At 30.4% G+C, this 11,482-nt stretch carries 12 protein-coding genes; 7 read left to right on the top strand and 5 right to left on the bottom strand.

The window, feature by feature from the left end; all coding sequences use genetic code 11:
• Positions 1-159 precede the first annotated feature (159 nt).
• The 4 genes from AC1EUY_RS15565 to AC1EUY_RS15550 all read left to right on the top strand — a co-directional run bounded on the left by AC1EUY_RS15565 (position 160) and on the right by AC1EUY_RS15550 (position 2,925).
• Positions 160-750, top strand: a complete 591-nt coding sequence (locus AC1EUY_RS15565) for a DUF6134 family protein (RefSeq protein ID WP_480196476.1) — start codon at positions 160-162, stop codon at positions 748-750.
• Between the two features lie 114 nt (positions 751-864).
• Positions 865-1,134, top strand: a complete 270-nt coding sequence (locus AC1EUY_RS15560) for a heavy-metal-associated domain-containing protein (RefSeq protein ID WP_480196475.1) — start codon at positions 865-867, stop codon at positions 1,132-1,134.
• 6 nt (positions 1,135-1,140) lie between these two features.
• Positions 1,141-1,998 (top strand): universal stress protein, encoded by an 858-nt coding sequence (locus AC1EUY_RS15555; protein ID WP_480196474.1) that lies wholly within the window; start codon positions 1,141-1,143, stop codon positions 1,996-1,998.
• A 39-nt stretch (positions 1,999-2,037) separates the two neighbouring features.
• A complete protein-coding gene (locus tag AC1EUY_RS15550; RefSeq protein ID WP_480196473.1) occupies positions 2,038-2,925 on the top strand; it encodes a patatin-like phospholipase family protein in 888 nt (295 codons plus the stop codon).
• A gap of 108 nt (positions 2,926-3,033) precedes the next feature.
• On the opposite strand, the gene AC1EUY_RS15545 is transcribed toward AC1EUY_RS15550, so the two are convergent.
• A complete protein-coding gene (locus AC1EUY_RS15545; RefSeq protein WP_480196472.1) occupies positions 3,034-4,293 on the bottom strand; it encodes a hypothetical protein in 1,260 nt (419 codons plus the stop codon).
• Positions 4,294-4,673: 380 nt separating this feature from the next.
• Between AC1EUY_RS15545 and AC1EUY_RS15540 the strand changes: the two genes are divergently transcribed.
• Positions 4,674-6,884, top strand: a complete 2,211-nt coding sequence (locus AC1EUY_RS15540; protein WP_480196471.1) for an acylase — start codon at positions 4,674-4,676, stop codon at positions 6,882-6,884.
• A 356-nt stretch (positions 6,885-7,240) separates the two neighbouring features.
• Here AC1EUY_RS15540 and AC1EUY_RS15535 read toward each other — a convergent pair whose 3' ends face one another.
• Positions 7,241-8,947 carry an SWIM zinc finger family protein gene (locus AC1EUY_RS15535; RefSeq protein WP_480196470.1) on the bottom strand — a complete coding sequence of 569 codons (1,707 nt, stop codon included), beginning with the start codon at positions 8,945-8,947 and terminating at the stop codon, positions 7,241-7,243.
• A 124-nt stretch (positions 8,948-9,071) separates the two neighbouring features.
• Here AC1EUY_RS15535 and AC1EUY_RS15530 point away from each other — a divergent pair, with 124 nt between their 5' ends.
• Positions 9,072-9,200, top strand: a complete 129-nt coding sequence (locus AC1EUY_RS15530; protein WP_480196469.1) for a hypothetical protein — start codon at positions 9,072-9,074, stop codon at positions 9,198-9,200.
• Between the two features lie 115 nt (positions 9,201-9,315).
• Here AC1EUY_RS15530 and AC1EUY_RS15525 read toward each other — a convergent pair whose 3' ends face one another.
• The 3 genes from AC1EUY_RS15525 to AC1EUY_RS15515 form a co-directional block, all read right to left on the bottom strand.
• Entirely contained in the window at positions 9,316-9,600 is a 285-nt protein-coding gene (locus AC1EUY_RS15525; RefSeq protein WP_480196468.1) for a helix-turn-helix domain-containing protein, read from the bottom strand.
• Positions 9,601-9,602: 2 nt separating this feature from the next.
• Positions 9,603-9,941 carry a type II toxin-antitoxin system RelE/ParE family toxin gene (locus AC1EUY_RS15520; protein WP_480196467.1) on the bottom strand — a complete coding sequence of 113 codons (339 nt, stop codon included), beginning with the start codon at positions 9,939-9,941 and terminating at the stop codon, positions 9,603-9,605.
• Positions 9,942-10,340: 399 nt separating this feature from the next.
• A complete protein-coding gene (locus tag AC1EUY_RS15515) occupies positions 10,341-10,787 on the bottom strand; it encodes a hypothetical protein (RefSeq protein ID WP_480196466.1) in 447 nt (148 codons plus the stop codon).
• A gap of 187 nt (positions 10,788-10,974) precedes the next feature.
• On the opposite strand from AC1EUY_RS15515, the gene AC1EUY_RS15510 reads away from it, so the two are divergent.
• Positions 10,975-11,482 (top strand): zinc-dependent peptidase (locus tag AC1EUY_RS15510; protein ID WP_480196465.1); only part of this gene is annotated, 508 nt, incomplete at its 3' end.

Raw genomic sequence — 11,482 nt, 5'->3', positions numbered from 1 at the left:
AATGATAACAGATTAAACTTAGAAGTAATGTACATAATAATTCTGTTAATTTTATTATTGTGTATTTTAAAAAAACTTATAGTGCTTAAAAGATATATATTGAGATTAGTTTTTCAAAACATATAAATAGTATCGTCACTTGTCTTATACTTAACTAAAATGATTTTAAAAAACGTTGTTACTATAGTATTTCTTTTGGTGTTTTGGTTGTCTATGCAGGGACAAAGTGTAACCTACAAAATTGCACACAAGAATCACACATTAGGAACATTGAACGTAGAGCAAACAAAAAATAATGATTCTACAACCATTAACATTAGCAGCTCGGTAAATTTTAAATTATTGATTAAAATTCATCTTAACTATCATCTACAAAGTGTTTATTACAAACAGCATTTACATCATAGTAGTTTAAAAACCTTTGTGAATGATAAATTACATGCTTCTATTACCATAAAAAATATTGAAGACAATACGTATAAGATTATAAAAGACAAACTCACTTCAACTTATACTGGAACTATACCTTACAGTGGTGCCATGCTATATTTATACGAGCCCAAGACGCATACCAAAATGTTTTCTGAAATTGATGGCCATAATCTTATTTTTAATCAAATTAGCGAACATACCTATGAGCTTTTACATGATGGGAAAACTACTGGCAGCACATTTATCTATAAAAATGCGATTTTAGAAAAAGCTACCATACATCATACCCTGTTTAGTTTTATCATTACCAAACTATAAATGTTGGTATAGATGTATAAATTTCAGATTTCTAAACATTGATAGCATCAATGACACTCTTTATAATAATATTCGATTGTAATTTTACACTATAAATTTAAAAATTTTAATATCATGAGTTTATTAACAGAAAACATAATTCCAAGCGATCACGGAAGAATATTTGGCACTAATGCTTCTAGCGATGAACAAATGGAAAAAATAAAAAATTTTATAGAAAAAGTAGATGGTGTAAAGGATGTAGTGCCTATTAAAGAAGTGTTTCCGAGAGAGTTTATTGTGCATACTACAAAATTAGTGTCTGTAAAAGATATAGAAAACGCTTTAAAACATACAGGTTTGCATTGCGTTCCAAAGGGTATATTTCCAACTTTAGAAAAATAAAACATCATGAAACATATTCTTATTCCTACCGATTTTTCAGAAAATGCATGGCATGCAGTACAGTATGCAATGCATCTATTTGAACAAGAAAAATGTACTTTTTACATCTTAAACACCTATACACCTACGGCCTACGCGTACGACTTTAACCATGCAGCCCGTTTAATTGATGTAGAAACACTACAAACTGAAGAAGATACAGTTTATCAACAGTCTCAAAACAAATTAAAAGCATTGGTTGAGCGTATAGAAAAGCACTATTCAAATGCGCAGCATCATTTTAAAACACTTTCTGCCTTTAATATTCTTACAGATGAGATTAATTCCATTATTGAAAAACACCAACATATAGATTTAGTAATTGTTGGGGCTAAAGGTAATACAGCTGCAAGTAAAGTACTTTTTGGCAGTAATACGCTGTACATGATGCGAAAAGTAAAAGCTCCAACTTTGGTTATCCCAGAAACATTTAGTTTTAAGTATATAGATACTATTTTGTTTCCAACAGATTATAAACATTTTTATACCAAAAGTCATTTACGTACCTTAACAGAAATTGTTGCCTTAAACGAGGCAACTTTACATACGTTTCACATCTCTCAAGAAAAAGAATTATCTATTTTACAAGAACAAAATAAAGCCGTTATTAATAGCTATTTTAAATCTATTAAACACGATTTTATTGAAGTTCCTGCCGTTAATATTGCACATACCATTGCCAACTATGTTGAAAAAAACAATATAGGTTTATTGGCTATGACGCATAGAAAGCACTCTCTTTTAGAACAATTATTATTCAAGGAAAAACTGTCTTATATAGCCATGCATGTGGCAGTTCCGTTATTGGTATTACCTGTAAAATAAGATGTTAAACCAATTATTACTCTTTAAAAGCCTAAAAATATGAGAGCGCTAGTAATTTCTGGAGGAGGCAGTAAAGGTGCTTTTGCTGGTGGTGTAGCAGAATATTTAATAACAGTACAAAAGAATAAGTACGATTTATTTCTAGGCACTTCTACAGGCAGCCTAATGGTATCGCATTTAGCTTTGGGGAAAATAAAGGAACTCAAGAAGATATATACTTCGGTTAACCAGAATAGTATTTTTAGTTCTAATCCGTTAAAAATTAAAAACTATTTTGGGCAGAAAACAGTAAGCATCAATCATACTAATGCTATAAAAAGTTTTATAAAAGGATGTAAAACGTTTGGTGAAAGCTACGCCTTAAAACAACTTATAAAAGACAGCTTAACACAAGAAGATTTTAATACGCTTAAAGCTTCTCATAAAGAAATTATTATTACTGTAGCTAATATTTCAACTAATGAAGTAGAATACAAAAGTTTAAAAGATAGTACCTATACAGATTTTTGTGATTGGATTTGGGCATCTTGTAACTATGTGCCTTTTATGAGTTTACTTACAAAAAATGGCTGTGAATATGCTGATGGTGGTTTGGGTGTTATGGTGCCTATACGAGAAGCTATTGTAAGAGGCGCAACAATTATAGATACTATTGTGTTGCATACAAAAAGTAACCCTTTTAATAGGTTACCTAGTAAAAACGCCTTTGCTTTACTTACCAATATTTTTGCTTTTATGCTAGAGCGTATAGAAAGAGACGATATTCTTATTGGGCAATTAGAAGCTTCAAAAAAAAGTATCCCTTTAAACATATATTACACCCCAACGGTACTTACTACAAACTCGTTAATTTTTGATGAAGCACAAATGACTGAATGGTGGCAAAGAGGTTTTGAGTATGCTAAATCAATCTACGTAAAAAAGTAAAGTATAAAAACCTTATTTAAGTGAATTGTAGATTTTTTATTGCTATTCTTATTAGTTAAATTTACCCATTTACTAGTAAATTCCAATTCATTACTCATTTGAAGGTTTTTAATCCATCTCTTGAATTGGGATACTTGCCTTTGAATTAGAAATCAAAATTGCGTAATCTAAAAATTCCGTTGTAGATTTTCCTTTCACTTGTTCTCTATTGGATTTGTTATTTTCCATCACAATTTCCATTAAATCAGGTATTCCGTCTGAATATGGTGTGTTTTTTTTATTTAGTCGGAAAAGGGTAATATCTGATATTTTTGTTTTCTTTAAATTCTCAATTCCAAGAAAATATTCTTTGTCATAGTCGCCAATTCCGAAGCCGCCTTCGGTTGTATAGGTCTTGTACTTTTTGTTGTCATCAAAAACAATATCCCAAAGTACTCGACTGTCTGTTAGATAGCCAATTACGGAAATGATTTTTTCACGTTGATAAATATTGTTTTCTATTAATCTTGTAAAAAAAGATGGATTGTTTCCTTCTCTCTGTTTCTCTATATGAAAGAACCCAAATCGTACAAATTGTGGTTGCTGTTCAAAATTATATAACTTGCTTAAATGGATATAATTATGATATAGTATCCTTTCTCTTTTAGATGAATTATCAAAATTCTTAAATGTATGTTTTAGGTTTTGTATTATGTGGTCAAAAACGAATTTGTTATTTATATTCTTTTCAAATTCTGCTGGTTGCCTTTCATATTCCTCAACAAAATTTCTTAAAACTTTTTTAGAATAGCTGTTATAGTTTGGTGAAAAGTCAGTTGTATCTAACTTTACCATATTTACTATTTCTTGCAAATATTTATTTTGGGTTTGTTTGTAGTCAATTAATTTCAATAGGTGTTTAGAAGTGTATTTGTATGTTACTAAAAGGTCAATCCCAACAACGGTTATTTTGTTCTTTTTTTGAAGTTTATTATTGAGTTTTTTTATTTTCTTCCATTTCTCATATATCTCGATACTTTTTTCTTGTGGCACTCTAGCTCCATAATTGTAAACTAAATCTTTTAATAAAATGGTGTCACCTGTTTTTAAATATTGGTTAAAATAATGTCCAATGCTAAAATCCGTTTCTGGCAAATAATATTTTATTGTTCCGCCTTTCGTAAGAGATTTAAGTAAGGTATATTCAGCCTTTTCAGTTTTTGCACTTCCGTGATAAGCACCAAACCCAATTATTTTAACATCACTCTGCGGAAAGTTGAATTCGGATGAAGTTAAATCGAATCTATTTTTCTTTAAATAATCTGTTTTAGTTTGAGAAAAGCTTTGTAGAGTTACAAAAATTAAAAGAATGGCAAGAACAGTTTTCATTGTTTTTGTTTTCTTATAAAGATTACTCTTTTTTAAAATTGTTACAGTAAAGCGATTTGAACTTTTTTGATTGAAGCGAGAACATCTTATTTGAATAGCCTCTAAAAGAGTAGTGAGCTAAAATCAGCTATCTTTTTGGTCATTTGAAGCATTTTTAGATTTGCATAGCAGGACTACGGAAGGAAAAAACCATTTCTTACCACACTCAAAATTCGACTCGTTCGATAAAATTATAGCATGGTTTAAAATTCATACCAAATAGCGCATCTCATGAAGCTAAATATTTAAAAAAATTAGCGTTAACTTACACGATAAACAACTATTATTGTATCTCAAACACTGTTAATTTCAAAAAATAATCACTCAATTACTAACTAATTATGAATCGTTTCCTCTTATTCTTTTTTATCATTGCGCTTACTAGTTGTAAACATGAGCAAAAAACCAGTAACAAAGAACCAAAAACTACTAACAAAGAACAACGTTGGCAACAACGTGCAAAAAATGTAGAAATAATAAGAGATGATTTTGGTGTGCCTCATATTTACGGAAAAACCGATGCAGATGCCGTTTTTGGATTACTGTATGCACAGTGCGAAGACGATTTTAATCGTGTAGAACGAAATTATATTTGGGCAATTGGCAGACTGGCAGAAGTAGAAGGTGAAGCCTATTTATACAGCGATTTAAGAGCACGATTGTATATGACTAAAGAAGAGGCTATTGAATATTACAACAACAGCCCAAAATGGCTACAAGAGTTATGCATTGCCTATGCAGATGGCATTAATTACTATCTAAAAACCCACCCAGAAGTAAAACCAAAATTATTAACACATTTTGAACCATGGATGCCTATGTATTTTAGCGAAGGTTCAATTGGTGGAGATATAGAAAGAGTTGCTACTAGAAAAATTAAAAAGTTTTATGGTGAACCAGATAACAAAGTGGCAGCAAATAACGGTTTAATAAGATTAAAAGATAACGAACCTAGAGGCTCAAACGGTTTTGCCATTTCTGGTACTAAAACAAGATCTGGCAATGCCATGTTGCTTATTAACCCTCATACTTCCTTCTTTTTTAGAGGAGAAGTTCATGTGGTGAGCGAAGAAGGCTTAAATGCGTACGGAGCAGTAACTTGGGGGCAGTTTTTTGTATATCAAGGATTTAATGAAAAAACAGGCTGGATGCACACCTCAACAGGTACCGATATTATTGACGAATTTGAAGAAACAATTGTAAAAAAAGATGGCAAAACTTTCTATAAATATGGTAAAGAATTGCGTCCTGTAGATTCTCTAGAAGTAACTTTAAACTACAAAAGTCTAGACACATTAAAACCTAAAACCTTTATGATGTATCGTACACATCATGGGCCAATTACGCATGCTAATGATGATAAATGGATTGCAACAGCATTAATGTGGAGCCCTATAAAAGCATTAGAGCAATCGTTTACCAGAACCAAAAAATCTAACCATAATGAATTTTATGACATGATGGATATACGCACCAACTCATCAAACAATACCGTGTATGCTGATGCTGACGGAACTATTGCATATTACCATGGTAATTTTATTCCAAAACGGAATGAAAAATTTGATTACACTAAACCAGTAGATGGCAGTAATCCTGAAACAGATTGGAACGGTTTACATTCTTTAAAAGAAAATATTTTGGTTTTAAATCCGCCAAACGGATGGATTCAAAACTGTAATTCTACACCATTTACAAGTGCTGCCGAAAATAGCCCTAAAGTAGAAGATTATCCAGCGTATATGCATTCGTTTCCAGAAAATTACAGAGGCATACATGCTATAGCCTTATTAAAAAAAGCAGATAGCTTAACCCTCGACTCGTTAATTGAGCTAGCATACGATAGCTATTTACCAGGAGCAGAAGTATTGATTAGTGGTTTGTTAAACGCTGCACAAAACGCACCAATTAAAACTCAAGAAACTAAAGATGCTATTAAATTATTAAAAAACTGGGATTTTAGAGTGGCTAAAAATTCGGTAGAAATGACTTTAGCGCAATTTTATTTAAATGCTTATTTTAAATCAGGTAAAATTCCTTCCCAATCAGGTAATAAACGTATGTCTTTATTAGGCGCATTTGAATATATGAGTAAAACTGCTTCACCAAAAGAACGCTTAGAGATATTTCAAACAGCTTTGAAGAATTTAAAAAAAGATTTTGGTACTTGGCAAACACCATGGGGAGAATTTAACAGATATCAACGAAATGACGGTAAAATTTTTCAAGAATTTGATGATGCAAAACCTAGTATTCCTGTTGGTATGGCTTCAGGGCGTTGGGGAGCTTTAGCATCTTATGGAACCCGTTTTGGTAAAAACACAAAACGTCAATACGGTGTGTCGGGCAATAGTTTTGTAGCCGTTGTTGAGTTTGGTGATACCCTAAAAGCAAAATCTATGTTAGCTGGCGGGCAGAGTAGCAATCCAAATTCACCACATTTTAATGATCAAGCACAACGTTATGCCGATGTACAGTTTAAAGATGTTGCCTATTACAGAGAAGATGTTGAAAAAAGGGCGGAATCAAAATACCATCCTGGTGAAAAGTAATAGTACCAAATTTGTATATCCGTTATATTTAATTTATAACGCAAAGCTGAACAAAATTTTAGAAGATTATGTGGGTAACTTTCTATATACACATTTAATTTGAATCTATTTAGCAAAGTAACTTAAATAGCATCAGAACTGGTATAAAATCAATTTTTAAATATATTTGAAAAAAGGGTTCAACTTTAAAAAAGTTAAACCCGCTGAAATTCTGCTTACACAAAATTTTGGATACTGTCTCTATTTTTAATTTATTATATAGTATAGCGTAATTTTTAAAATTCATGCTGTTTTATATCACAGTTATTTTGCGATGGTGTTCACAGTTATTCTATTTCATTTTAAACCTTTTATCCTTAGTTAAAATTCTTATTTAATTCGTCCATTAGTGCTCTACGTTGTGGATATTGCTTTCTAAAGAACTCTACCAACCTGTTTACCTGTTCATTTCCTCCAAGTTTTTTCATTCTGAGTAAATATCTGCAAGCGGTTTTGTAATGATTTCTTCCTATATATATTTCTACATAATTCGCAATTCTTTCACAATATAATTCAATTAATTCAGATGAATAGTCGTTCGCTAAATATGCTTCATTCGTCTGAATATTTTCCAAAGAAAGGTTTTGTTTCAGCATTAAAAATAATCTATCCCACCATTGTTCTTTTATGTAAATATTTCGTACTAATGCTGTGTAAGTCCATGCTCCTTTAGGCGTAATTTCTTTAATTATTTTTTCTAAAAATAAATGCCATTTTTCATCTTCAATATTATCTTTAAGAATTTGATAATAATCCTGTTCAGGATGAAAATTATTAATGAATAAAAACCTTGCATATTCAATAATTTTAGAAGTATCTTTTTTTGTTTGGGCAACTTTTAATAGCCAATTATACCATTTTTTAACTAACCCAGGTTCATCTTTTTTGTCGCACTTAATTCCATCTTCTGAAAGTTTAATTACGCTTTCAAAATCTTTGTTTTTAAATGCTTTTTCTATTTCTTTTGTTCTTATAGATGAATTTGAAATGTGTTTATTGATGTATTTTTCAACTTCTTTTTCACTTTTAAAACGTCTTAATAAATCTAGCATAAATAATTGTGCTTGCTCTTGTTCATACTTTCCATTAATAGTATTCAAACAATTAATAATAATATCAACATCACTTTCTTTTTCAATTAATTCGCAAGCAAGATGAAGTATTCCTAAATGCCAACCCCAACCAGAAAAAAGTTTTTTATTAAAAGAAGAAATACAATAATTAAATATTTCTTTTTTCAATGCTTTAGGAAGTTTTTTCTGAACCAATTCTGAGAGTAATTCCATTGCAGATTCTACAAAATAACCTAAATCACCATTGCTATCATCTGCATATTGAAAAGCTTCTGTCATTTCTTCTAATAAAACTGTGCTAATAAAAAATACTTTTTCAAAATTATTAGTGACTAAATACTTTTTTGCATTTTCTAAAAATGGTTCGGTTGTGTTTACTACATATTTCATATCCGACCAACCAATCCAACCGTCTCTTCCTGTTGCTGATTGTAAAATGGAATGAATTTGTTTTTGATAAAATTCTTTAGATTGATTTTGACTTAAATGCCCAAATGATGCTAAAAAGTAATTTCTAAATTTCTTATCTTTTTTACTATTCTCTAGTACAAATTCTATTAATTCTTGGTGAGAAATTGTTTTTAGCAATTCTTTTATTTGTTGCGAAATCGATTTAGTGCTTTTCTTTTTAGGTTTAGGTTTAGGTTTAGGTTTAGGTAAATTGGGTGAAATTAATTCTAATTTATCTTGTTGTAAATAAAAAATTATCGCAACTATGTGTTTGCAAATAGGGCCCATATCATACGGGCAATCGCAATTATGTTTTAGTATTATATTGTTTTTAATTTCTAATTGAACGGTATATTTTTCAGTTCCCAAAACAGTTGCTTCGTACTCTCCACTTGAAATTTCTAAAAAATCGATTATTGCATCGTTTTTAAAATAAGAAAATCCTCTTTTTAAGATTTTTTCGTCAATAAGTTGCTCAAATTCGTTTAATGGTATTTTCATTTTTTCTGATAGAAGTGATTTAGACTTTTTTGATAAAAAATAAATGGGTTATCGATATTTGTATTTAGGTGCATAAAAAATTAAAAATCAATTCATTATATGCAAATCACTAGACAAAGATACAATGGAAAAGGAAATAGTCACATTAATTCCGAAGTTAAAACGAGGTTTTCCACCAACAGTTCCGTTGGTTGAGATTGTAATGCAGTACTCGTTCTCGTATATGAAAATTAGCGCAGTAAATAAGCAATAACTTTTCGGATAAACACAAGCCAAATTTAAAAATTTGGCGACTTTCCAAAAATGCCCAAACCTTAGTGTTAGCAAAGACTTGCGCTATTTTTTAGGATACATTGTTGCCATTAGTACTATTCCGCTGTTAATTGAATTGACAGTCCCAAAGCATTCGCAAGTAGGGCAAAATTCGATAATTGAATATCTTCTCCATTTTCAATTCGCGAAATGTATGGTCTTTTCTTTCCAATCTTTTGAGCGAGATTTTCTTGAGTCATATGCAATTCTTTTCTGCGATTCTTTATTATTTCTCCAAAATAATAGGAAAAAGCACCTTCTCTAAATTCTTCACGCTCCTTTGAGCCTTCTTTTCCGTAACGCTTGGCAATCAGTTCTTTTGCGTTTATTGATTTTCCCATAATTAATTTTCTTTTAGATAATCCTCTAATATTTTTTCGGCTTGTTTGATAGCCTTTTTATAGTCTTTAGTTCCTTTTTTCTGAAACCCACACAAACAAACGGCTTTTGTGCATTCGGCAAAATTCAGATGGTTGATAGCAAATATTACAATTCGATATTCATTTCCTGCTTTAATCCGCATTTCATAAAATTGTGTAGATTGCAGTTTTTTCAGAAAGTTTGAATTCACAACTTTGATTTCGCCAATAACTTCAATGAGTTGGAAAAATTTCAGGGAAACTTTTTCGTTCTGTTTGTCGATAAATTCTAAACACTCTTCTGTAATATCGATTACTCTCACGTTACAAATGTAACTAATTAGTTACAATATTGTTTCATTCGGAACGATATTTTTTAGCAGACTGATTTTTGAAGTATTAATTGCAACTACAAGCTAAAGACAGGTATTTAATGACTCAGCTACCCGTCAAAAGCATTGCTTGAGCAAGAGCCCTTGATAATTAGTAAACCTATATCTGGTAATCATAACGATAATAATAATTGGTTTGTATAAGATTAGTTGCGTATTTAAGCACCTAATTTGGCAATTAAATCACAGATAGAAAGTCCGCGAGGACTTTCGTAAATAGGCTAGAACCAAGCAATTAATTTTATAGGACTTCTTTGTTGTGTGCAGTTTTTATTCGGAAATGAAATTAAAACACTGTACACTAGGGCTAAAACTCTATTTTAAAGATGATTATTTATTTGCGATAAACGCTGCACATAAACCTGAAATAACGGTTCCTGCTACAATCTCTATTGTGGTAAATACTAACATCTCAATAATGCTAATGTCACTACCATAAGTCTCATGCAATTGAATAACAGAAACTTCAGCCTTATTCAATGACAAATAAATAGCTATTACAGGTATTAATATCCATATAATGCGTACACCAGTTTTTGCACAAAGTATAAAGGCTTGGGTAAATGTAGTTTCTGGATACTGCTTGGTATATTTTTTTACCATTAGTATATAACCAATTAATAAAATGGGTACAAAAACCAATCTAAATGCTGCACTTTCATAAATTTTTAGAAAATGCAAAACTGCCGAGAAAAATATTATGGTTAATGCTATTGCGATAGCATAAAACCAAACGAACTTATTTTTTGTTTGAATTTTAGTATTATTTGCTTCCATAATTTTATTATTAAGTTATATATTTATGTACTAGCTGGTTATACTTATTTTTGCTTATAAAATTAAAATAAACCAAACCAAAGATTTGGGTAATTCTATTTCTGAAGGTTTAAATTTCTGATTTCTGAACTTGTTTGCAGTTCTTATAAACTGTTAAAACAGTACTAGCTGTATTTTTAAATTGCGTATGCTTGTAACTATAATTTTTATACTTTTAATTCTATTTATTGTCTATTCGCTCTATATTAATAGAAGAAAGAAGGCAAAGCCTTTTCCAAAAAATTGGCATGCATTATTATTACAATATGTTCATTTTTATAAGGAACTACCTCCTGAAAAACAGCAAGAATTTCAAAAACGAATGATGCATTTTTTAAGTGAGGTTTATATTGATGGTGTAGAATTAGAAGTACAAGATTTAGATAGATTATTAATAGCCGCCAGCGCAGTGATTCCTGTTTTTGGTTTTAAGCAATGGCACTATACCAATTTAAGTAGTATATTATTGTATCCTGATTCTTTTAATAAGGAACTTGAATTTAAAAAAGATGCTAAATCAAAAATAATTTTAGGGCTTGTAGGATCTGGGCAATTTGAAAAACATATGATTTTATCGAAAAAAGCACTCTACCAAGGATTTGAGAATGCAATAGATAAAAATAATACTACTATACATGAATTTGTACATTTAATAG

Source organism: Maritimimonas sp. 2210JD6-3, assembly GCF_056591795.1.
The sequence above is the reverse complement of the archived record's forward strand: the minus strand, read 5'-3'. Positions and strand labels throughout refer to the sequence as shown.

Bases quoted from the DNA above. Each gene is read 5' to 3' on its own strand.
- AC1EUY_RS15565 (WP_480196476.1), top strand. From the start codon at position 160: ATGATTTTAAAAAACGTTGTTACTATAGTATTTCTTTTGGTGTTTTGG.
- AC1EUY_RS15560 (WP_480196475.1), top strand. From the start codon at position 865: ATGAGTTTATTAACAGAAAACATAATTCCAAGCGATCACGGAAGAATA.
- AC1EUY_RS15555 (WP_480196474.1), top strand. From the start codon at position 1,141: ATGAAACATATTCTTATTCCTACCGATTTTTCAGAAAATGCATGGCAT.
- AC1EUY_RS15550 (WP_480196473.1), top strand. From the start codon at position 2,038: ATGAGAGCGCTAGTAATTTCTGGAGGAGGCAGTAAAGGTGCTTTTGCT.
- AC1EUY_RS15545 (WP_480196472.1), bottom strand. From the start codon at position 4,293: ATGAAAACTGTTCTTGCCATTCTTTTAATTTTTGTAACTCTACAAAGC.
- AC1EUY_RS15540 (WP_480196471.1), top strand. From the start codon at position 4,674: ATGAATCGTTTCCTCTTATTCTTTTTTATCATTGCGCTTACTAGTTGT.
- AC1EUY_RS15535 (WP_480196470.1), bottom strand. From the start codon at position 8,947: ATGAAAATACCATTAAACGAATTTGAGCAACTTATTGACGAAAAAATC.
- AC1EUY_RS15530 (WP_480196469.1), top strand. From the start codon at position 9,072: ATGGAAAAGGAAATAGTCACATTAATTCCGAAGTTAAAACGAGGTTTT.
- AC1EUY_RS15525 (WP_480196468.1), bottom strand. From the start codon at position 9,600: ATGGGAAAATCAATAAACGCAAAAGAACTGATTGCCAAGCGTTACGGA.
- AC1EUY_RS15515 (WP_480196466.1), bottom strand. From the start codon at position 10,787: ATGGAAGCAAATAATACTAAAATTCAAACAAAAAATAAGTTCGTTTGG.